We start from the raw sequence: 20958 nt of genomic DNA on the forward strand, positions 1-20958 counted from the left end.
CGAACTCGGCCGTCAAACGCACCAGCGCCCATGGTACTGTGTCTCAAGACACGGGAGAGTCGGTCGCCGCCAGGCCTGCCCAGCGCACGACGCGTCACACCTCACCGCCCATAGCGGTGCCCCCCACATTCCCTCGATCGATCCGATCCGGCCCCGACGCTCACGCCGACCCGGCCCGACCCTACACATACCTTCCGCGGGGTGGAGCAGCCCGGTAGCTCGTCAGGCTCATAACCTGAAGGTCGCTGGTTCAAATCCAGCCCCCGCAACCAAACACATCACAACCACCGAACCGATCCGCCAAGGCCCGCGCCCCCAACAGCGCGGGCCTTGGCGCGTTCAGGGGCATGGATCGTCATGCCAGGGCGTTAAGGTGCTGTGGTGAGCAGTTCGGCGGGCTTTCGCCGATCCAGCGCCGGCGATGCGGTGCGGCGATCCGAGAGGGCAGGGGAGGGCGCTCGGCGGCCCACGAACGACTCCGTTCGCTTGCAGACGCCCGGGTTGTCAGATCATGTTCGGCGACCGGCCTCGTTCCCACCGCCCCTGTGGCCACCGAAGGCAGGGCCGCACCGAGATGAGCCCGGATGGGCTGCTTCGCTTCGTCAGGATACGGACCGGCATCGCGTCGACATGAGAAAGCCCTGCCAACATGTCGGCAGGGCTCGAAGCATTCCAGTTTCCATCGAAACGGGCCGTGATGGTACTGAACCACTGCCCGCTGTGCCGCGGAGCGACGGAACCCGGAGCGGCTCGACCGCTCCGGGCGATCTCCGTCAGCGGGCTCGAGCCAGCCACGTCATCATCGGGCGGGATTGCCAGCGCATCGCCGCCGCGAGGTAGATGAGCGAGGCGATATGGCCGGCGGTGACGGCCGCGGCCGCGCCCGTGACGCCGGCATGGTTCATCAGCGGCACCACGACGGCGAGCGAAACCACCATGCTCACCCCGAGGGATTCGAAGATGACGCGGGTGTTGTGTTTGGCTCGGAAGTAATGGGCCGCGAGGTCTCGCACGAGGATCACCAGCACCCCGACCGAGAGGATCCGCAGGCAACCGGCATAGGCCGCGAATTCCGATCCGAAGATCAGGGTCAGCCACAACTCGGCGGGGCCAGCGAGAAGCGCCAGGATGGCCACGATCGGTGCGCCGAGACGGATGCCGGCGCTCACCAGATAGGAACGCAGCGCTTCCTCACCGCCGTCGCTGTGCGCACGGGCGGCGCGGACCGGCAGGACGTTCTCGGTGGCGCTGAGCAGGATCAGCACCGTGCCGACGAGGTACTGCGCCGCCCGCAAACCCCCGAGGGCGTCGAGGCCGAGGGTGGAGCCCGCCACCATCCACACCACCTGCTCCTGGGCGAAGGTGACGAACACGATCGGCAGAAGCCAGCGCGCGATGGGAGTGTGGCGCCGGCTGACCGCTCCGAGTTGCACCGAGGACGGCGCGCGCAGGAGGGGGCGCCCGACCGCGATGATGAAGGGCAGGCTCGTGACGAGCGAGGTGAGCGCCAGCATCCCGACATAGCCGTTGACCCCGACGGCTCCGTGCTGGAGCCAGATGAACCCGGCCGCGAGCGGGAAACTCGCCGCCCGGGCGAGATCCATGAACAGCGCCCGCACGCCCTTGCCCCGTGCGAACAGGAGACGGCGCAGGGTGAATTGCAGGTTCTGCGTGAACATCAGCGCGCAGGCGGCGGTCAGGGCCGCGGGGGCCATCTGACCGCTCAGCATCAGGGCGAAGACCACGAAGACCGCGCCGGGAACCGAGAGCAGAAAGGCGGCGATCAGGATATTGGCGCCGTAGACGCGGGAGATCGAACCGCGGGCACCGGCCAGCGTCATCATCGGTGCCGTGATGAGGGCGTTGTGCAGCCCCTGGGCAAAGGAGATCACGATCAGGATCATCGCGAAATGCCCGAACTCGACGATGCCGAGAAGGCGCGCGGCGGCGATGCCGCTGATGAATCCGAAGCCGCTGACGAGGCCTTGATCGGCGAGCGAGACGAGGGCGGCCGGCGGTCGGCGGGCGAATTGGGCGGCGCGTTGGCGCAGGCGCAGACTGAGCGGAAGGATCGCGGTGTCGTGCATGGGATGCGCCCCGCTCAGAGGGAAACTGGGGGGGATGCGGCCGTGACGGTTGAGACCCTTGGCCATCCGGCTGTCCGTGGCCGGGTCGGTCTGTGCCATCCGGGTTCGACGCCCGGGGGCGAGATCGTCCAATGACCCGTCATGAACATCGCTTCTCTTCGCCTGTCCCGGTGAGGGACAGATGCTGCGTACGTGGCCGATCCGGGGCAATCTACGGGCCAACGGATACAATCATCCAGAGCCAAAGAGATCAATGCAGACGTTTATTGCTGAGTTAACCACTCGAGGTTAAACCGGCTTGCGGCTGTCTGCAGAAATGAACCGAAACAATGTAAGGGAGATGGTACGGCGAGGTGAGCATGTATCACTGGGTCAAAACCACATTGCGCGATACGCCGGGCCTGCGTGAATTGGCCCTCCGTGGCGGCTCTCTACTGCGGTCGCTCGCTTGCGCGGAGCCTGGACTCTATACGCTCTGCTATCATCAGATACCGGCATCGCTTCAGGGGCGTTTCGCCGATCAACTCCGTCACCTCTCCGCGCACGGCGATTTCATCGATGCCGATACGGCTTGCGAGCGGCTTGCTGCCGGTTGGCCCGCCCGCGACCGGGCCTTCCTGATCTCGTTCGACGACGGCTATGCCGACAATCGCGATGTGGCGATGCCGGTGCTGACCGCCTTGGGCGTGCCGGCCATCGTCTTCCTCGTCAGCGACTGGATCGATGCGCCGCCTCAGCAGCCCGGCGAGCGTCTTTATATGAATCGCGCCGACGTGGCGGCGTGGCTGGAAGCTGGGCTCCAGATCGGCTCGCACGGTTCGCGTCATCTGCGCCTGAGTGGCCTCAATGCGGAGGAGATTGCCGCCGACCTGGCCCGCTCCCGCCACCAACTCTCCGCCTTGGCCGGTCGGCCGATCGATCACTTCGCCTGCCCATGGGGCGTGGCGGTGCATGATTTCGATCCCTCGCGCGATCCGGCCCTGGTGCGGGAGGCGGGTTTCCGCACCTTCTTCACCACCCGCCGGGGCCATACCCGCAGCGCCGAGGATCTTTTCCTGATGCCGCGCCACGTCGTGGAGCCGCATTGGTCGCTGTTCGAGTTCGAAGCCCTGCTGGGCGGGGCGAAATGGGGAAGGTCGATCGATGGGACGGCCTGAGCGCGTGCCCGTTCTTCCGCCGGCAGGAGCGCGCGACGGACGACCCGTCGTGATCGTGACCGGGGCGCTCGCGCCCTATACCCATGTCCTCTACGAGCGTCTGGCCGAACGGCTCGACCGGCCGCTCCATGTCCTGTCCTGCACCAAGCGGGAAAGTGCCCGGCAATGGGTGGTGGAGGCGCCGCGCCTGTTCCGGCACGAGGTGCTGCCGGGCCTGCGCTGGCACCGGGACGCGGTGCGCAACCTCTATGTGAACCCCGCCGTAGTGACGCGGCTCGCCGCGCTTCGCCCGGCGGCGCTGGTGCTCAACGATTTCTCGCCGACGATGCTGATGGCGGCGGGCTTCGCCCGGCTCCGGCGCATCCCGTATCTGATCCGGACCGACGGCGTGCCGGAGACCGATCCGGGGCAGCGCTCGGCTCCGCATCGCTGGCTGCGCCGGGCCATCGTGGCCGGCGCCCGCGCCGGCATCGGCCCGAGCCTGGGCAGCGCCCGGCTCCTCGCCCTCTACGGCGTTGCGCCGGAGCGTTTTGCCACGAGCCCGCTCTTTCCGGCCTGGTCGCCGGCGGGGCCGCCGCCGCCGGATGCCGAGCGGCCCTACGATGTCCTGTTCTGCGGCATCCTCAACGAAGAGGTGAAGGGCGCGCGCTTCTTCACCGACGTCATCCTCGCTTGCGCCGCGCGGGGCCGACGCCTTCGGGTGCGGGTGGCCGGAGACGGCCCCCTGCGGGCGGAGATGGAAGCGCGCTTGGCCGCAGCCGAGATCGAGGCGCAGTTCGACGGCTACCTGACGCAGGCCGCGCTGCCGGCGGTCTACGCCTCGTCCCGCCTGTTCCTGTTTCCGAGCCGCGGCGATGTCTGGGGCATCGTCGTGCACGAGGCTTTGCAGAGTGGAACGCCGGTGCTGGCCTCGCCCCATTCCGGCATCGCCCGCGAGCTTCTGGAAGGACATCTTTGCGGCGAGGTGCGCCCCCTCGATATCGAGGCCTGGGTCACGGGCACCCTCGACCTGCTCGATAACACCGAACGACGCGCGGCCCTGCGCGAGGCGGCCCGCAGCGCGCTGCCGCGCTTTACCGCGGATGTGGCGGCGCAGGGATATGTTGAAGCTTTGGGCGCCATCCTGAAAGCCTGACGCCGTCTCGACGCGACCGCCTCGGCCGTCAGTCGCGCGTCGGCTGAGACGGCTGGGTGGGGCCGGACGCGCGGGCCATCGCCTCGATCGACAGGGGAACGGACACCCGACGCGCCTTGAGGAAGGCAGCCAGTGTGCGCGGGTCGCCCGTGACCGCCCGCGTCAGATCGGGTTGGGTGGCCTCGCTGTTGAGCATGATCGTCTGCCGGCGCGGATCGGCTTCCTGCTCGGTGAAGAGCGGCCGGCTGTTGAGAGAGACATTGCCGACGATCTGATTGTCGCGGGCCACCGTGGGTTCGTTGGTCAAAAGAGGCGCGAGGCGCGGAAAGCGCTCGCGCCAGCGCGGTGAGGTGACGGGCATCGCCGCGTAGGCCGTGCGGATCTCCGATTGCGGATCGTTGACCGCGACTTCCATCCACGTTTGACCCCGCGAGTCGAGGCTGATCGCGGGGCTCGAATTCACGAACACATTATTGGACACGATGTTGTCGCTGCCGCCGCCGATGAAGATCGGCTTCTGAACGTTGACGAACAGGTTGCGCTCCACCGTGAAGCCGCTCGCCATGTCGTCGAGATAGACACCCTTCACCTCGAAACCGGGTGCGGGTTCGATGTCGTGGACGTAATTGTCTCGGATTGAAGTCCCGCGGGCCGTCCAGTCACGCCCCGCATAGATTGCGCCGGAATCGCTCAGGCCGTTCATCAGGCGGGCGACTTCGTTTCGCGCGAAGAGATGATCGTTGCCGCGGAAATGGATCGCGTAGCCGATCGCATCGTGGAACAGGTTGCCGGTCACCTGAACACCGACGCCCTCCGCCTGCACCGCCGGGTTTTGGGTCTGCGACAGGCGGGCGAAGCGCGTGAGTTGGGTGTTGCGCAGGAACAGTCCGCTGGGCAGGAGCCGGACCCGGTCCCCCCCGGACAAGCGCACAGCCGTCGCGCCGATATCGCGGATCACGCTCTCCGTGATGCCACCTCCGGCCACGTTCTCGAAGACGGCGGCCCGTCCTGCGCCCCAGGCGAAGGTGCTGCGGCTGATCGTGATGTCGGAACCGCCGGTCACCGTCACGAGGTCGCGCCGTGCCCGCTCGAATTGCAGGTTCTCCACGCGCAGATGTCGCGCGTTCTCGATCCGCAGCAGCGTCTCGGCCAGGCCGATTTCGAGATCGACCTTGCCCTCGCGGGGCCATACGAGCAGCAGGCCCCGCTTGCGATCCCGCCACCACTCGCCCGGTGCATCGAGTTCGCACAGGGCATGCAGCAAGGCCGCGCGACCGCCGGGGCGCTCGCCCTCGTAGGGAATTTGGGCGAGCCCGATCCGGCCACCGCGTGGGCCCGCTCGCTCGACCGGGATCGTCTCCAGCAACCAGTCCCATTGCCAGAAGCCCTCGGCCCAGAGCTCGGGCTCCTGGTCCCAGGCGCATCCGGACGGGGCCTTGAAGACGAAGCCGGTGCGGTCCGAACGGCCGCCGAGCATGACATCGGCATAGCCCTGGTTCGGCCATCGCGCCGGCTGCAGGGCCCCGATCCCATCGAACACCTCGGTCACCAGGGGGGCCGGATCGTTCAGCATCTTCGGTTCGCGGAACTGCGGTTCGCCGGCGATCCGGTCGGGCAGTCGATAGGCCCGCACCTTGTCGCGGGCGGCCGGCGGGAGGCGGGCCAGAAGATCCTGCGGAAGTGACGCGGAACGCAGCGCGCGACTGCCGGTGAGCCGGGACGAGCCGTCGGCGGCGCCGCGGATCACGAGCGGTCGGTCGGCCGTCCCGGACAATTCGGGGCCGATCCGAACCGGTTGATCGAGCCGATGGAGGCCGGACTCGAGTTCGACCACGATCGTCGAGCCGTCCCGACGCCGCCATTCGGCGGCCTTGGCGAGGGCTGCGGCCAAGGTCGAGAAGCGGCCTTCGCCGGTTGCCGGAGCACCGTCCGGGACGACCTTGAGGATGCGGGTTCGCGCGGCGTCATCGGTCGATGCCGCTTCTGCCGGCCATGCGAGACTGGCCAAGCCGACGAGAAGACTGACGCGCATCACGTCAATGCCGGCGCTCCATTTGGCCCGCATGAACCCGTTCCGAAACGATGGCTCGACAATGCGAGGCTTCATGCGATGAGCATTAGGCCGAAAGGTTGCCGCTGGCTTTCAATGAAAGCCGATACAGCACAGTCCCGTCCGGAAATTCCAGGGCCGCGTCCGGATACCGCATCCAAAAGGCGTGCGGTCTAAAAGGAGTGGAGAACACCCGTAATCCACAACTTGCGGCGAAGTCAGATTTGCGGATTTATGAGACACGTAATTGGGCTCCGCTATCCGTAGAAAGACACGAGTCCGTGCGCGCAACGGGAAGGACATTCTCTCCGCTGGTTCGGCTCTTGCTGCCATTCCGGTCGAGAAGGCCCGATCGGAGGCCGATGTCGCGAAACGGGACGCCTTCGTGCGGATCCTGGGACGAACGACACGGAAGCCGGTTCCATTCCTCTCTTTCTGGACGGCGGAGACGATAGTGACAGCGCATACTCCGAGACCGATGTTTCATCAGAGCTCGGGTTCGTTCGAGGCGACTGCGCCGTTCGGTCCCTCCGCCCCCGTGCTCGATCTGCGCGCCCTGTTCACCAATCTCAGGCGGCAGAAAGTCTGGATCCTGCTGCCGGCGATCTCGGCCGTCCTGCTCGTCCTGATGGTCTACCCGCTCATCCCCCTGCGCTTCCAGGCGAGCACGCAGCTGCTGATCGATCCGCGCGGGCTCCAGATCATCGACAAGGAACTTTCGCCGGGCGCGCAGAGCGGCGAGGCGAGCCTCCCGCTCGTCGAGAGCCAGTTGCGGGTCATCACCTCCGAGCGGGTCCTGCGCGATCTGATCGCCCGGGAGAACCTGCAGAACGATCCGGAATTCATCGAGCCGTCCGGCCTCGTCTCTCAGGTCCTCGGCGGCATCAATCGGATGCTCGGCGTCACCGAGACCCGCGAGGATCCGATGCTGCGCGCCTTGCGGACCGTTCAGCGCCGCGTCAGCGTCCGCCGCACGGAGCGTTCCTACATCATCGATATCTTCTTCGAGGCCTCGACGGCGGCGAAGGCGGCTCATCTCGCCAACGCCCTCGCCACCGCGTATCTCGAGAGCGACCTGGCCGCCCGCAACGACGTCGCCAAGCGCGTCGAGCAGTCCCTGTCGGGCCGCCTCGCCGAACTGCGCAATCAGGTTCGCGGCGCGGAAGAGAAGGTCGAGACCTACAAGGCCGAGAACAACATCATCGGCGCGTCCGGCCGTCTCATCAACGAGCAGCAGCTTCTCGAACTGAACACGCAGCTCGGCGCCGCCCGCGGCCGTTCGGCCGAGCTGAAGGCCCGCACCGATCTCATCGAGAGCGCCCGCCGCAGAGGCGCCGATCCGGCGGCGATCAGCGAGGCGGTTCAATCGCCGACGATCGGCCAGATGCGGGGTCAGTATCTCGAGCTCAAGCGTCGCCAATCCGACGTGATGACGCTGCTCGGCGCACGCCATCCCGACGTCATCACCCTGGAGGCGCAGGCCCGCACGGTCCGCACCCAGATCAAGGAGGAACTCGACCGGATCGCCCGCGCCGCATGGGTCGATTACCAGCGATCCAAGTCGAAGGAGATCGCGCTGGCGCGCGATGTCGAGTCCCTGAAGGGCGAAGCCCTCACGACGAACCGGGCCTTCGTGCGGTTGCGCGAATTGGAGCGCGAGGCGGAAAGCAGCCGCGGCGTCTACGAATCCTTCCTGCGTCGGACCAAGGAGGTCGGCGAACAGCAGGCGATCGACAGCGCCAACCTGCGCGTCATCTCCCGCGCGGTCCCGCCCCGCGAGGCCATGAACCTGCCCCTGGCCTTCCTCCTGGTCGGTGCGATCGTGGCCGGCCTCGGCCTCGGTGTCCTGTTCGTCTGGCTGCGGGACATGCTCTCTACCCCCGCACTGCTGAGAGAGCCCAACCGTCGGGCGTCGACGTTCCAGTCGGCCTGAGAACAGGGTGCCCGCGTGAGCGCAATTCAGAATCCGGCCCTTCAAAATCGGGCCCTGCCCGACGACCCTCGGATCGGTTTCTGGACCGCGCTCCTCATCGCGGTCGTTCTCGTGGTGTGGCGGTTCAGCAGCATCGACGCCGAGGGCGGCGGTCAGATGAAGTACATCCTCTACCTGCTGCCGTTCTTCTGCATCGCGTTTCAGGCGCTGCTGCGGAACCTCGTCGTGCCGTTCCATCCGCCCGGCGCGCAGGCCGTCGGCCTGTACGTGCTGGCTGCGGGCGCCGCGATCCTGGCCGGCCGCAGCAGCAATCCCTTCCTCGTCCGCGACCTCCTGATCATCGGCACGTACCTGATGATGTTCTCGGTGGCGTGGTCCGCCACGCATCGTGAGGTGATGATCGTCGCCGCCACCTGCTTCGCCTGCATGCTGATCGAGGCCCTTCAAGAAGGGATTAGCCTGAACGTCGATATCCTCGCCTCCGACGGCATTCTCGAATCGGTAATGGCGTTCCCGCTCGGGGTCATCGTCCTCTACGCCTTCCGCACGCGGCGTCTCGTCTTCGGGCTGGTGACGGGGATCCTGTTCTTCGCGGCCTACAAGCGCATCGCGATCATGGCGGTGATCGCCGTGCTGGCCTTCGAGTGGGCGATCGTCACCTTCGGACTCGCCCGGCGGCGTCGGGCGCTGGCGATCCTACTGGTGATCCTGCTCTCGCTCAGCTCCCTGTTCTCGATGCAGCTGTTCGAGTACGGCGCAAAATTCGTCGGCGGCGAGAATGTCTCCGCCAACAGCCTGTCGCTCGGGCGGTTCGAGTTCTCCGTCGCGATCTGGCGCGAGGTCGAGGCCGCGCCGATGGCCAAGCTGCTGTTCGGGCACGGGCCCGGCTCGGCCGATACCATCGTGCAGACCGCTGACGACCATGCGAGCAATCCGCACAACGACTGGCTCAAGATCTTCGTCGATTACGGCGCGTTCGGCTTCGTGCTGTTCCACCTCATCCTGCTGCGGATGTTTGCGGGTAGCCCGTTCGGGATTCTGATCTACCTCTACACCGCCATCGTGATGACCACGGACAACTCGCTGATCTACACCTTCCACCACGTCATCGTGTTGGTCGTGCTGCGCGCCGCCGCGTCCATGCCGCTTGCGGCCACCGCGCCGCCGCGCTGGTCCACCCGGCGCCACGCGCCTGTCGCGGCACCGAATTAGGGAATCGACGCTTACCGGAGGCGATCCCTCCGCGCCTCATGCGCGGCGACTTCTCTCGGCATTCGAGCAGCCGCCCCCGGTGGAACGAGGCGTCGATGGCGAGCGCAGGGGCGCCCGTCGCGTCCCTTCTCGCCGCAGCCCGGTTCGACGAAAAACCCCTCCCTCGCCGAGCGAAGGAGGGGTTCGAGCCGATCGAGCAGAGGGCGCTCCGCCTCATGCCCCGAACAGAACGATCTCCGTGTAGGACAGGTCGCCCGCCACCGGCGGGTTGGGGCCTCGGGCGAATTTCGGGGCGCGGCCGGGGAAGTAGCGGCCGGGAATGTCGGCGCACCGCTCCAGCGCGTCGAGGACGAACCACGGCATGGCCCGGCGCAGCAACAGGTGCCGACCGACCGCCCCGAGGCAGGCGGCGAGATCGAGGTTCGGCGAGTGGTAGACGAGCTGAAGCCCGGGGAAGCGCAGCCACGCGAACCGGCCCGGCAGCACCTTGATGGCGCGTCGCTGGAACAGCAGCGCGCCGGCCACCGACCCGTGCGACCAGACGAGTCCGAGGCATCCGTAAGACACGTGATCGGCGACGAGCCGCGCCTCCGCCGGGGGGAGCAGCGCCAGGGTCGCGGGCGAGACGGCGCGTGCCCGGCCCCGGTGCCGGCCGAGCAGCGGCAGGGCCAGCATCTGGCCGGCGCAGATCGTCTTGAATCCGCGCGCCTTGTGCATCGCCCAGGTCTGCGGAGCGGGCGAAACGTTGACGTAGGTCACCGAGCGGTCGCGCATGGCGAAGCCGTCGAGCAGGGTGCCGAGCGATCGGTATTCCGGCTTCACGTACCAGCTCGACAGATTGCAGCGCAGATGCGTCCCGGCTTCGTCCTCGATCACCCGATAGAGCGCGAGCAGCACGCCGACGGCCTCGCCGTCCCGTTCCATCAGGTAGCCGTAGCGCGGCACGCCGTCCGGCAGGGGCTGGGCGCGGTGATGGGCGAGCCCGTTGCGCCAGTAAGCCTCCGAGCGGTCGGGGAAGCCGGCCCGCAGCAGCCCGATCACCGCATCGAGATCGCTCTCCTCGATGATCCGGCAGCGGGTCTTGGCGCGTTCGGGCTTCGGCGCGGCCGGGGCCGGATCGGATCCAGAGAAGACGGGGACTTCGTGGGATTCGGACAGGGCTAACATCGGCGACACTCTCGGAGCTTCGCTGAGCTTGGGACCCAGGGCCGGATGCGGGGCGGCGTCCGTTCGGATCGGGGGTCAGGTCGGCGGGTGGGCTGGGTCTTGGCGAAGGGCGGGAGAGGGGGGATCGGACCGGATCAAGCCGTGCTGCCGGCGTCGATCGTCAGCACGGTGCCGGTGATGTTGCGGGCCTTGTCCGACATCAGATACGCGACGGCGTCGGCCACATCCTGCGGTTCGGCGAGGCGCTTGAGGGCGCTGCGATTGGCCACCCGGCCGCGCTCGGCCTCGTCCATGCCGTCGGTCAGGGCCGTCTCGATGAAGCCCGGCGCCACCGCGTTCACCGTGACGCCGAGACGTCCGACCTCGCGGGCGAGGGATTTCGTGAAGCCGATCATCGACGCCTTGGTGGCGGCGTAGACCGAGAGCGCGTTGTAGCCGGTGAAGGCGATGATCGAGCTCACATTCACGATGCGGCCCGCGCCCGCCGTCATCATCCCGCGGGCGAGGTACTTGGTCAGCACCATCGGGGCCACGGTGTTAAGGTGGACGAGTTCGGTGATCTTGCTCGCCGGCATGGTGGTCAGCAGGCCGGGCGTGCCGATGGCGGCGTTGTTCACGAGGCCGTAGACCGGTCCGTGCTCCGCCTTGATCCGCTGGACGAGGGCCTGGAGCGCGTCGATCTCGCCGAGATCGGCGGGCATGAATTGGATCGCGCCGAACGGGGCGGCCTCGCAGGCTGCTTCCAGAGCTTCGCTCGGGCGCCGGGCCAAACCGACCACGCGATAGCCTTCCGCCGCGAGCGTCGAGGCCATGGCGAGCCCCAATCCCCGGCTCGCCCCGGTGACGACGACGAGGCGGCCTTCTCGGATCTCGCTCACGGCATCCTCCGCACCAGCTTGCCGCCCGAGGTGAGCGGCAGATCGTCGACGAAGCGCACGCTCGCCGGCACCTTGTGGCCGGAGAGGCGCGGGCGGCAATGGGCGATGATCGCCTTCTTCAGGGCGGCCGGGTCGGCGGCGTCGGTGCCGGCGCGCAGAACCACTTCGGCCTCGACCACCGCCCCCAGGATGGGGTTGGGCCGCGCCCGCACCCGGGACATCGACACGCTGGCATGCAGGTTGACGACGGCCTCGACCTCTTCGGGCTGCACCTTGGCACCGCCGACATTGATGACGCCGCTGCGCCGTCCGAGGAAGTGGAAGCGGTCGCCCCGCCGCTCGACGAGGTCGCCGGTATCCACGAATCCGTCCTCGGCCATCAGGGGCTCGGGCGCGGCGCCGAGATAGCGCCGGCCGGTGCGGCTCGAGCGCACGTAGAGGGCGTCGTCCCGCACCGCGATCTCGATGCCGGCGCGCGTGCCGATCAGCGAGGCCGGGAAGCCTTCGCATCCGTCCTCGACGGTGAATCCGACGCCGCCCTCGGTCGAGGCATAGGCGTGGGCCATCCGCGCGTCGGGGAAAGCGGCGCGCAGGAGGTCGAGAACGGTCTGGTCGGCGATTTCGCCGGAGAGGCGCACGTAGCGCGGCGAGAGCCGGCTCAGGGCGTTGCTCATCAGGGCGAGCCGCCAGTGCGAGGGCGTACCCAGGATGTGGGTGACGCCCGCATCCCCTGCGCGAACCAGAAAGTCGCGCACGGTCTCGTGCCGGTCGGACAGCACGAGCGAGGCCGGAGCCAGCATCGCGCGCAGGAAGACTTGGAGGCCGCCGTAGCGGCGGATGTCGTAGAAGGTCGACCAGACCGTGCCCGGCTCCGGCGTGGCGGCGGTGTTGATGCCGCCGGCCAGCCCTTCAAGGGTGTGGGCGACGAGCTTCGGGGCGCCGGTGGTGCCGGAGGTGGCGAGCGCCCACTCCGTCTCCCGTCCCGTCCCGACCGTAGCCTCGAAGGAGGCCCTGGACGCGGTCTCGACGTCGATGCGGGGCAGACCCGGCAGGGCGTCGTCGGGCAGTCCCTCGGCATCGCAGACGGCGATCTCGGCGTCCGAATCCGTCGCGATGCGCGCGACGTGTTCCGGCGCGAGGCCCGGGGGCACCAGGGCGAGGCGCGCGACGAGGCCGTCGAGGGCCAGCATGGCGCGGGCCGCCGCCATCTGCCCACCGACCGCGAGCAGCACGCGCTTGCCGGCGAGCGGCTCGCTCACCGATGTGTCCCGCGGGCCGCCGATGATCCCGGCGAGATGTCTGTGCTCGTGATGGTCGGACAGGAACAGGCCTTCCAGCCCGCCACTCCGAAAGAGTCTCTCGCGCAGGATCATGGCGGTCAGGCCGCCAGCTTGGCCGCCGCGCGGTCGTAGAGGGCGACGAGGTCGCCGACCGTCACGGGCAGGTCGTCCGCCTCCATCTCGGAGAACGGATCGGCGCCTGTCAGGTCCTCCATCCGGGCGACCAGGAGGGCGAAGCAGAGCGAATCGAACTCGGTCTCCAGCATCACGAGATCGTCGGTGATCGGCGGCATCCGCTTCTCCTGCTCGGCAGCGACGGCGGCGATCTCGGCGTGGATGGTGGAACGCAGGGACATGGGGAACTCCACGGGTCGAACGGTCAGGTGTTTGGAAGGGGCGCGCGCAGCACATCCGAAAAACCGCGCGCGATGTCGGAGAGGATCGGCCGGGAGCGGGGTACGAGGCGCCCGAGGCCGTAGAAGAAGTGGATCATGCCGTCATGCCGGGCATGGACGACGGGCACGCCCGCGCGGGTCAGGCGCTCGGCGTACGCTTCGCCGTCGTCGCGCACCGGATCGTACTCGGCGGTGTGGAGATGAGCCGGCGGCAGGCCCGTCAGATCCGCTTCGCGCAGCGGGCAGAATCGCGCGTTCGGCAGGGCCTCCGGTCCGCAGGCGAGGAGATCGCCCTGGATTGTCGCCTCGTCGAGAAAATAGCCGCGGGCGAAATCCCGGCGCGAGGCGCCCATGCCGTGCACGTCGAGGACCGGGCAGATCAGCAGCTGCGCCGCCGGACGTTGCCCGGTTTCGCGCAGCTCCTGACAGATGCGGGCGGCGAGTCCCGCCCCGGCGGATTCACCGCCGACGGCGAGCTGGGCCGGATCGATGCCGACCTCCTCCGCATGCTCCGTCACCCAGCGGGTCGCGGCGAGCGCGTCGTCGAGCGCCGCCGGAAACGGGTGTTCCGGGGCGAGCCGATAATCGACGGCCACCACCCGCATCCGGCCGGCATCGCACAGGGTACGGCACAGGGCGTCGTGGGTGTCGAGATCGCCGGTGACGAGGCCGCCGCCGTGCAGGAAGACGAGGCCGGGGCCCGGCTTCTCGCCCTCCGGCGTGTAGAGGCGAAGGGACAGGGCGCCGCCGGGACCCGGCATGGTGAGGTTGCGGGTCGCAATCGGCCCCGTCGCGAGGCCTGCGGCGGCGAGCCGCGAGAGCCCGCGCAGGCCCTCGCGACGGGCGGCGAGATCGATGCCGTTCGAGCCCCCGAGCGCCATCATGTCGAGGAAACGGCTGACATGGGGGTCGAGGGCCATCGCGATCGCTCAGAGCTTCAGCGCGGCACGAATCGAGGCCGGCCACTCGGCAATAGTCTCGCCATGGGTGGCGAACATCGCGACCGCCAAGCGGTCCATGCCGAAGGCGACGCAGCCGGTATGGGCGGGCTCGCCGTCGGCGAGATGGAGGCCCCAAGTCGTGCCGAAATGCTCGCGGTGATAGTTGAAGCTCATGCAGGCGGTGCCGGCGGCGGCACCCCGCAGCGGAATCAGCAGCTCGAACTTGAGCGCCTGCTCCAGCTGGCTGAAGGCCATGATCTGGCCGAGGCGTCCGAAGAACGGATCGCTCGCGGTCTCGACCGTGTAGGTCAGGCCGAGTTCGTCGGCCATGGCGGTGGCGGTCTTGATCCAACTCTCGCGGAAGGCGACGATCTGCTCCGGCGTGCCGATGCGGACGTATTCGCGCATCCGGAAGGATTGCAGCCGGTCGAGATGGCGCGAGGGCTCGCGGCGGAAGCAGTCGCAGGCGACGTCGAAGCGGTAGCCGCCCTCCGGCACCGGTCCGCGCGCGGCGGCGATCGGGTAGACGGGATAGCAGGCGGCCGGCGTCAGCACGAGATCGGCGGTCTCGAGACCTTCGGTCCAGTCGCCACCCGCGAGATGACGGTCGGCATAGCCGCGGATCTCGGTTTCCGAGCCTTCCAGGCAGGAGACGCAGCCCAGGAGATTCGGAAAGCTCTTGAGGTAGCCGTGGCGCTCGAGATGGGCGCGGCTCATCACCGGCGGGAAGCGGAACACCTCCGTGCCCTCGTCGCGGCGGGCCGAGATGAAGGCGGCGAGCGCCTCGACCACCGACTCGTAGGCGCCGGTGCGGGCATAGACGCCCAGCGCGTTCATCGGCTTGAACATCGCGTCGAACAGGGAATCGAGCGGATCGGTCGCGGGCGGGGCGGCCGGCGCGTTCATCACGGGCATGTTCATGGCGGGAAACTCTCGGGCAGAGGGCGAGGGTGGCGGGTTCAGGCGCTGAGCGAGGCGGCGACCGGGGACATCAGGGTCGCGGTGGCGAGGTTGGCCACGATCCGGTCGTTGTGGATCATGATCGGCGCCGAGAGAATGTCGCGCAGCGCGCGACCGATGCTGAAGGCGCCGTCCTGGCGGTAGCCCGCGAGCCCGTTGGCCCGCATCGCACTCGACACCGTGGCGACCGCGAGTTCCGAGACCTCGACCTTCAGCATCGTGATCGCGGTCTGGAAATCGAGGGCGGCGAGCGCCGCCGCGTCGTCGCCCGCGGCCTCGAACCGGTCGAGCCCCTGCACGATCAGGGCGCGGGCCTGCTTCAGGCTGGAGACCGCGCGGGCATAGTGGAGCGCACCGGGCGGTGCGACGCCGCCGGCCCCGCGCATGGCGGTGCGGGTGAAGGCCTGGGCCCGATCCACGGCCGAGGCCGCGATGCCGGCCCAGGCACTCGACCAGAGGATGTGGGAGACCGGCGTCATGGTCTGGTTGTGGACGTCGCCGTAGCGGGCGGAGAGCACCTGTTCGGGGCGCCCCTTCGCCACGAGGCGGAAGCCGCTGCTGCAGGTGCCGCGCATCCCCAGCGTTTCCCAGCCGCTCAGGCGTTCCAGGGTGTAGTCCTCCTTCAGGAAGACGCAGAGCACCTGATCGGAGGCGGCGGCCTCGGCGTTGCGGCGGGCCACGGTGACGACACCGTCGGCCTGGGCGCCGTACGAGATCACGGTGGCTGCCCGCTCCAGGCTCACACTCTCGCCGTCGCTCTCTACCGCGGCCGCCGAGGAGCGGACATTGCCGCCGCCCTGACCTTCCGTGGTCGAGGACGCCATGAGCAACTGCTCGTCGGCGATGCGCCGGATCAGGCCGTCCCGCCACGGGTCGCCGCGGCCGTGCCGGATCAGGCAGGCGACCTTGGTCTGATGCATGGCGAAGATCATGGCGGTCGAGGCGCAGGCCCGGCCGAGTGCGTAGGCGATGTCGGCGAGCGCCCGGATCGCGGCGCTTTCCCCGCCGAGTTCGATCGGCACCATCGCGCCCAGCAGGCGCTGCGACTTGAGGGCGGCCAAAGCCTCCTCCGGGAAGCGCCCGTCGCGATCCACCGCCTCGGCGTGGAGGGCGGCGATCGCGGCGACCGCCGCCGCGCGGGCAGCGAGGTCGGTGGCCTCGGCGGTCTCATCGGGACCGGACATCGACTGCATGGTCATGGCTGGGCTCGGCGTGTGAGGCCGGCCATGCCGGCGGTCGGGCTGGGGTGAGATCAGGCGGACGGCGCCGCGCGCACGGTCTCGACCATGTGGGCGATGGTTTCGATCGAGTAGAAGTTCTTCGGCGTCAGCGCCGTCGGCGGAATCATGATGTCGAACTCTGCCTCGACGGCGATCATCAGATCGACCAAGTCCAGGGAGGATAGGCCGACATCGACCAATGCATCGCCCGGTCCGAATTCTGGTTTGATCGCGTGCCGACTGGCGATCTCGTAGGCTAGGCCCATCGTGCGGTTCGCTACGGTCTGCGTCATCGTCTCTGACATGGTGGCTCGCGCTGGTTCGACTGTTCTAGGTTGTCTGATTTGCGCTGCGATCTGATGGGTCGCAATATCATCATGATCTCAATAAATACCCTTCTTAGTTTTCGAATCAATTCGTTTGAGATCATTAATGACTTGATAGGTTAATCGAGTGGTGACGGTACGTATTGAAAAATCTTAAGGTTCGGCTCGTCCGTCGGGGCTGGGCAAATCATGAAATCTGCCGCGACCGTAGACCAGTGCGCCGGACTCCGCGCCGAGCCGCACCTCGCGCACGGCACCGAGCAGGATGGCGTGACTGTGCCGCTCGATGACCTCTTCCAGGTCGCAATCGATGATCGCCTGTGCGCCGGTCAGGCCGGACGCGCCCGAGGCCATGGTGGTCCATTCGGAGCCAAGGTAGCGGGCCGGACCGCGCAGGGAGCCGATTCCGGCAAAGCGCTCGGCGATGGAACGGTGCCCGTCGGCCAGGATGCTGACGCAGAAATGTCGGCGCTGGACGATCACCGGCCAGGTCGCGGAGGCGCGATTGACGCAGACCAGCATGGTCGGGGGATCGACGGAGAGCGACACGGCCGAGGTAGCGGTGAGCCCGACCCGATCCTCGCCGCTGCCCGCCGTCACCACGACGACGCCGCCGACGAGGCGGCGCATCGCCTGCTTCAGGAGGCCGGCATCGGCGATCGGCGGGGGGACGCGATCGGCGGCCAGGCTCATCGCCCCCTCGGGCGGGGTGAGCCGGAGATTCGCTGCGAGGGAACTCCGAACCGCATCCATGGCATCGACCACTCGAAGGGCAGTGAATTCAGATCAATCCGGATCGATCGAGGCCCGCCGCGATCCGTTTCGAAACCGGACGTTATGGGTTCTGGCCTATGACGGCTCCGGTCTTCGGAGGCTCTTCTGCAAGTGAAGGGCCCAGCCAGAAGGGCCGATTTCTGTCCGGACGTGGCACGATTCCCATCCGAGGCGGGGGGACGTCCTGATCCGGGACAATGTGTTGAGTGGATCTTCCCGAAGAGGTTCGAGTGATGTCTGAAGAGGCCGCGAGACCGCTCCCCCGAACCGCCGCCCAGGCCCTGGTCGATCAACTGGTCGCCAATGGCGTCGAGCATGTCTTCGCGGTGCCCGGCGAGAGCTACCTGCCGGTGCTCGATGCCCTCCACGATTCCGGCATCGCCATCACCGTCTGCCGTCAGGAAGGCGGCGCGGCGATGATGGCGGAGGCGCATGGCAAGGCGACGGGCCGGCCCGGCATCTGCTTCGTGACCCGCGGTCCTGGCGCCACCAACGCCTCGGCCGGCATCCACATCGCCCAGCAGGATTCGACGCCGATGATCCTGTTCGTCGGTCAGATCGAGCGGGGCTTGCGCGACCGCGAAGCGTGGCAGGAGGTCGATTACCGCGCCGCCTTCGGGCCGATCTCGAAATGGGCGACCGAAATCGAGACGGGCGTGCGGGTGCCCGAATACGTCTCACGCGCCTTCCACACCGCCTGCGGGGGGCGGCCCGGTCCGGTGGTGATGGCGCTGCCGAAGGACATGCTGAAGGATCCGGCGCCGGGGCCTATCGCGCCGGCCTTCGCGCCGGTCGAGGCCGCGCCCGGGATCGAGGACATGGAGCGCTTGGCCGCCCTCCTTTCGGAGGCCCAAAACCCCTTCCTGCTGCTCGGCGGCAGCCGCTGGGACGAGCGGGCCTACGCCGATCTGCGCGCCTTCGCGGAACGCTTCGATCTGCCGGTCGCCACCAGCTATCGCCGCCTGCCCCTGTTCGACCCGCTCCACCCGAATTACGCGGGCGATCTCGGCCTTGCCGCCAATCTCAAGCTGGTGGCACGGGTCAAGGCGGCCGATCTGTTGATCGTGCTCGGCGGGCGCCTCGGCGAGGTGGCGAGCCAGATGTACGCGCTCCTCGATATTCCGGCGCCGCGCACGCGCCTCGTCCACATCCATCCGGGGCCGGAGGAACTCGGCCGGGTCTACGTCCCGCATCTCGCGATCAACGCTGCGCCAACGCGCATGGCCGCCGCCCTCGCACGGCTGCCCGCGCCCGCGTCGACGCCCTGGTCGGAAGCAACGCGTGCGGGTCACGCCGAGTATCTGGCCTGGAGCGAGACGGCCACGCCGCAGCCCGGCGCGGTCAATTTCGGCGCGGTGATGATCCAGCTGCGCGAGGCGCTGCCCACGGACGCGATCCTGTGCAACGGCGCGGGCAATTACGCCGCCTGGATCCACCGCTTCTACCGCTTCCGCCGGCTCGCCACCCACATGGCGCCGACCTCCGGCTCGATGGGCTACGGCGTGCCGTCCGCGGTGGCGATGAAGCGTCTTTATCCCGAGCGGATCGTCATCTCGCTCAACGGCGACGGTGATTTCCTGATGAACGGCCAGGAATTCGCGACGGCCGTGCAGTACGGACTGAACATCGTCTGCATCGTTGCCGACAATGCCAGCTACGGCACGATCCGGATGCATCAGGAGCGCGATTTTCCAGGCCGCGTCTGTGCCACCGACCTCGTGAATCCGGATTTTGCCGCCTATGCCCGCGCCTTCGGCGGCGTCGGCTTCACGGTCGAGCGGACCGAGGATTTCCCGGCGGCGCTCGACGCGGCGCTCGCGGCCCATCGGCCGGCGATCATCCACGTGAAGATCGCCGTCGACGCGATCGCGCCGGGCGCGACGCTGACGGCCATCCGCGAGAAGGCGCTGGCGGGACAGTAAGAAGATCCTCCGCCCCTGCGGAGGGCAGGGGACCCGCGAGTACGACGCGGGGGGAAGGCCGAGCGCTCAGCTAAGCCATCCGCCCGTGCGCGAAGTCCCAGTACAATTGCCGCGCCATGCGGAACATCGGACCCGGCTCGAACCGCACGTCGTCGAGCCCCGTCACCGGTGCCACCTTGGCGAAGTTACCGGCGGTGAACACCTCGTCGGCCTTGAGGAAATCGTCGTAGCGCAGCGTCTTCTCGATCACTGCGACGCCGGCCTTCCGCAGAAGCGCGATGACCCGCGCGCGGGTGATGCCGGCCAGGAACACCCCGTTCGGCACCGGCGTGTAGACGATTCCGTCGCGGGCGAGGAACGCGTTGGCATTGGCGAATTCGGCGACGTTGCCGAGGCCGTCGAGCATCAGGCAATTGCCGAAGCCGCGCGAGAGCGCCTCCGTCAGCGCGCGGGCGCCGTTCGGGTAGAGGCAGCCCGCCTTGGCATCGACCGGGGCGACCTCGATCGAGGGGCGGCGGAAGGGGGAGAGCGTCGCCCGCACGCCGGACGGCAGCGGCATCGGCGCGTGATAGATCGAGAGGCACCAATTGGTGGAGGCGGGATCGAAACGCACGCCGCCGGCGAAGCCGCTCTCCGCCCAGTACATCGGTCGGATGTAGAGTTCGGCGTCGGGCGCGAAGCGCGACAGGCCCTGCGCGACGAGATCGCTCCAGGCTTCGACCGTCACTTTCGGTTCCAGGCCCAATGCGACGGCCGACCGGTTGACCCGGGCGAGATGAAGATCGAGGTCGGGCGTCACGCCCTCGAAGGCGCGGGCGCCGTCGAACACCGTGGAGCCGAGCCACGCGCCGTGGCTGCGCGGCCCCATGATCCGGACGTTTCCGGGGTGCCATGCACCCTCGAAGAACGTCCAAGTGTCGATCGTCGCGTCGATCTCCGGCGTCGTCATGGCGTGTGCCTCGAAGAGGAGATGCCTCGAAGGGGGAGAAGCGGGGCCGGCGTGGCGGCCCCGAGGCTGGGCGTGCCGATCAGGCCGCTTCGAACAGGCCGCCGCCGACGGTCGGCGAGGACTTGCGGCGCAGCATCTTCTTGACCTTGTTGAGCGCCCGCAGCGCCAGTGCGAGATATTTCGGCTGGGTCTGGCGGCAGAAGGCGACCTTCCGCACGTAGTTCTCGACATGCCAGTGGCACACGGCGCCGCGGGGAATGAACAGCACGTCGCCCGCCACGAAGGTCTTGGCCGGATTGATGCCGTCGCTGATCGTGGCCGATCCCTCGAGGAAGTGGATCGTCTCGTCGATGTCGTAGTGCCACTCGAACTTGCCGGCGGTGCAGTCCCAGACGAGCGTCCAGGCCAGCCGGTCGGCGCTGCGCGACAGCATGGTGTTGCGCGCGATCGGCATCCCCTCGTGAATCCAGCTCGGCTCGATCGGAGCCGACCGCAGATCGCCCGTCGTCACGGACGGAATCATCGGGGTGGTAGACACGTCTTCCTCGCTTCGGGTCGTCGGGCGTCCAGGA

General features: G+C 68.2%; 18 protein-coding genes and 1 tRNA gene. 6 read left to right on the forward strand and 13 right to left on the reverse strand.

Features of this window, described 5'->3' with window-relative positions:
* The first annotated feature begins 195 nt into the window (after positions 1-195).
* Positions 196-272 (forward strand) — tRNA-Met (locus MFF26_RS16190).
* A gap of 501 nt (positions 273-773) precedes the next feature.
* Here MFF26_RS16190 and MFF26_RS16195 read toward each other — a convergent pair.
* Positions 774-2186: a lipopolysaccharide biosynthesis protein gene (locus MFF26_RS16195; RefSeq protein ID WP_238308206.1), complete on the reverse strand. Its 1413-nt coding sequence runs from the start codon at positions 2184-2186 to the stop codon at positions 774-776.
* Between the two features lie 260 nt (positions 2187-2446).
* Between MFF26_RS16195 and MFF26_RS16200 the strand changes: the two genes are divergently transcribed.
* The gene (locus MFF26_RS16200) at positions 2447-3244 is read left to right on the forward strand and encodes a polysaccharide deacetylase family protein (protein WP_137831728.1); all 798 of its coding nucleotides are present in this window, start codon (positions 2447-2449) and stop codon (positions 3242-3244) included.
* A gap of 4 nt (positions 3245-3248) precedes the next feature.
* Positions 3249-4379: a glycosyltransferase gene (locus MFF26_RS16205; RefSeq protein WP_238308207.1), complete on the forward strand. Its 1131-nt coding sequence runs from the start codon at positions 3249-3251 to the stop codon at positions 4377-4379.
* A gap of 28 nt (positions 4380-4407) precedes the next feature.
* On the opposite strand, the gene MFF26_RS16210 is transcribed toward MFF26_RS16205, so the two are convergent.
* The gene (locus MFF26_RS16210; protein WP_137831726.1) at positions 4408-6444 is read right to left on the reverse strand and encodes a right-handed parallel beta-helix repeat-containing protein; all 2037 of its coding nucleotides are present in this window, start codon (positions 6442-6444) and stop codon (positions 4408-4410) included.
* A 463-nt stretch (positions 6445-6907) separates the two neighbouring features.
* On the opposite strand from MFF26_RS16210, the gene MFF26_RS16215 reads away from it, so the two are divergent.
* Together MFF26_RS16215 and MFF26_RS16220 are read left to right on the forward strand one after the other, a co-directional pair.
* A complete protein-coding gene (locus MFF26_RS16215; protein WP_137831725.1) occupies positions 6908-8362 on the forward strand; it encodes a GumC family protein in 1455 nt (484 codons plus the stop codon).
* Between the two features lie 15 nt (positions 8363-8377).
* A complete protein-coding gene (locus MFF26_RS16220; RefSeq protein WP_137831724.1) occupies positions 8378-9574 on the forward strand; it encodes an O-antigen ligase family protein in 1197 nt (398 codons plus the stop codon).
* Positions 9575-9787: 213 nt separating this feature from the next.
* On the opposite strand, the gene MFF26_RS16225 is transcribed toward MFF26_RS16220, so the two are convergent.
* The 9 genes from MFF26_RS16225 to MFF26_RS16265 all read right to left on the reverse strand — a co-directional run bounded on the left by MFF26_RS16225 (position 9788) and on the right by MFF26_RS16265 (position 17434).
* Complete coding sequence (locus tag MFF26_RS16225; RefSeq protein WP_137831723.1) at positions 9788-10741, reverse strand: GNAT family protein; 954 nt, start codon at positions 10739-10741, stop codon at positions 9788-9790.
* 134 nt (positions 10742-10875) lie between these two features.
* The gene (locus tag MFF26_RS16230; protein WP_137830733.1) at positions 10876-11619 is read right to left on the reverse strand and encodes an SDR family NAD(P)-dependent oxidoreductase; all 744 of its coding nucleotides are present in this window, start codon (positions 11617-11619) and stop codon (positions 10876-10878) included.
* A complete protein-coding gene (locus tag MFF26_RS16235; protein ID WP_238308208.1) occupies positions 11616-12878 on the reverse strand; it encodes a class I adenylate-forming enzyme family protein in 1263 nt (420 codons plus the stop codon). The genes MFF26_RS16230 and MFF26_RS16235 overlap by 4 nt, the downstream gene beginning before the upstream one ends.
* 119 nt (positions 12879-12997) lie before the next feature.
* Positions 12998-13255, reverse strand: a complete 258-nt coding sequence (locus MFF26_RS16240) for an acyl carrier protein (RefSeq protein WP_137830731.1) — start codon at positions 13253-13255, stop codon at positions 12998-13000.
* Positions 13256-13278: 23 nt separating this feature from the next.
* Positions 13279-14214: an alpha/beta hydrolase gene (locus MFF26_RS16245; protein WP_137830730.1), complete on the reverse strand. Its 936-nt coding sequence runs from the start codon at positions 14212-14214 to the stop codon at positions 13279-13281.
* Between the two features lie 9 nt (positions 14215-14223).
* Positions 14224-15156, reverse strand: a complete 933-nt coding sequence (locus MFF26_RS16250) for an amino acid--[acyl-carrier-protein] ligase (RefSeq protein WP_238308209.1) — start codon at positions 15154-15156, stop codon at positions 14224-14226.
* Positions 15157-15194: 38 nt separating this feature from the next.
* Positions 15195-16394, reverse strand: a complete 1200-nt coding sequence (locus MFF26_RS16255; RefSeq protein ID WP_137830728.1) for an acyl-CoA dehydrogenase family protein — start codon at positions 16392-16394, stop codon at positions 15195-15197.
* A gap of 53 nt (positions 16395-16447) precedes the next feature.
* Positions 16448-16720: a phosphopantetheine-binding protein gene (locus MFF26_RS16260; RefSeq protein WP_238308210.1), complete on the reverse strand. Its 273-nt coding sequence runs from the start codon at positions 16718-16720 to the stop codon at positions 16448-16450.
* Positions 16721-16894: 174 nt separating this feature from the next.
* Positions 16895-17434: a flavin reductase family protein gene (locus MFF26_RS16265; RefSeq protein ID WP_137830726.1), complete on the reverse strand. Its 540-nt coding sequence runs from the start codon at positions 17432-17434 to the stop codon at positions 16895-16897.
* A gap of 314 nt (positions 17435-17748) precedes the next feature.
* On the opposite strand from MFF26_RS16265, the gene MFF26_RS16270 reads away from it, so the two are divergent.
* The gene (locus MFF26_RS16270) at positions 17749-19437 is read left to right on the forward strand and encodes a thiamine pyrophosphate-binding protein (RefSeq protein WP_137830725.1); all 1689 of its coding nucleotides are present in this window, start codon (positions 17749-17751) and stop codon (positions 19435-19437) included.
* Positions 19438-19507: 70 nt separating this feature from the next.
* Here MFF26_RS16270 and MFF26_RS16275 read toward each other — a convergent pair whose 3' ends face one another.
* Together MFF26_RS16275 and MFF26_RS16280 are read right to left on the reverse strand one after the other, a co-directional pair.
* Complete coding sequence (locus tag MFF26_RS16275) at positions 19508-20386, reverse strand: branched-chain amino acid aminotransferase (protein ID WP_137830724.1); 879 nt, start codon at positions 20384-20386, stop codon at positions 19508-19510.
* A gap of 79 nt (positions 20387-20465) precedes the next feature.
* The gene (locus tag MFF26_RS16280; RefSeq protein WP_137830739.1) at positions 20466-20909 is read right to left on the reverse strand and encodes a cupin domain-containing protein; all 444 of its coding nucleotides are present in this window, start codon (positions 20907-20909) and stop codon (positions 20466-20468) included.
* Positions 20910-20958 lie beyond the last annotated feature (49 nt).

This window comes from Methylorubrum suomiense (genome assembly GCF_022179765.1).
Lineage (GTDB): Bacteria > Pseudomonadota > Alphaproteobacteria > Rhizobiales > Beijerinckiaceae > Methylobacterium > Methylobacterium suomiense.

Excerpts from the sequence above, each read along its gene's own strand:
- MFF26_RS16245 (WP_137830730.1), bottom strand. The coding sequence starts at position 14,214 with ATGGCCCTCGACCCCCATGTCAGCCGTTTCCTCGACATGATGGCGCTC.
- MFF26_RS16200 (WP_137831728.1), top strand. The coding sequence starts at position 2,447 with ATGTATCACTGGGTCAAAACCACATTGCGCGATACGCCGGGCCTGCGT.
- MFF26_RS16250 (WP_238308209.1), bottom strand. The coding sequence starts at position 15,156 with ATGAACATGCCCGTGATGAACGCGCCGGCCGCCCCGCCCGCGACCGAT.
- MFF26_RS16260 (WP_238308210.1), bottom strand. The coding sequence starts at position 16,720 with ATGTCAGAGACGATGACGCAGACCGTAGCGAACCGCACGATGGGCCTA.
- MFF26_RS16195 (WP_238308206.1), bottom strand. The coding sequence starts at position 2,186 with ATGGCACAGACCGACCCGGCCACGGACAGCCGGATGGCCAAGGGTCTC.
- MFF26_RS16225 (WP_137831723.1), bottom strand. The coding sequence starts at position 10,741 with ATGTTAGCCCTGTCCGAATCCCACGAAGTCCCCGTCTTCTCTGGATCC.
- MFF26_RS16265 (WP_137830726.1), bottom strand. The coding sequence starts at position 17,434 with ATGAGCCTGGCCGCCGATCGCGTCCCCCCGCCGATCGCCGATGCCGGC.
- MFF26_RS16215 (WP_137831725.1), top strand. The coding sequence starts at position 6,908 with ATGTTTCATCAGAGCTCGGGTTCGTTCGAGGCGACTGCGCCGTTCGGT.
- MFF26_RS16270 (WP_137830725.1), top strand. The coding sequence starts at position 17,749 with ATGTCTGAAGAGGCCGCGAGACCGCTCCCCCGAACCGCCGCCCAGGCC.
- MFF26_RS16240 (WP_137830731.1), bottom strand. The coding sequence starts at position 13,255 with ATGTCCCTGCGTTCCACCATCCACGCCGAGATCGCCGCCGTCGCTGCC.
- MFF26_RS16210 (WP_137831726.1), bottom strand. The coding sequence starts at position 6,444 with ATGCGGGCCAAATGGAGCGCCGGCATTGACGTGATGCGCGTCAGTCTT.
- MFF26_RS16255 (WP_137830728.1), bottom strand. The coding sequence starts at position 16,394 with ATGACCATGCAGTCGATGTCCGGTCCCGATGAGACCGCCGAGGCCACC.
- MFF26_RS16275 (WP_137830724.1), bottom strand. The coding sequence starts at position 20,386 with ATGACGACGCCGGAGATCGACGCGACGATCGACACTTGGACGTTCTTC.
- MFF26_RS16280 (WP_137830739.1), bottom strand. The coding sequence starts at position 20,909 with ATGATTCCGTCCGTGACGACGGGCGATCTGCGGTCGGCTCCGATCGAG.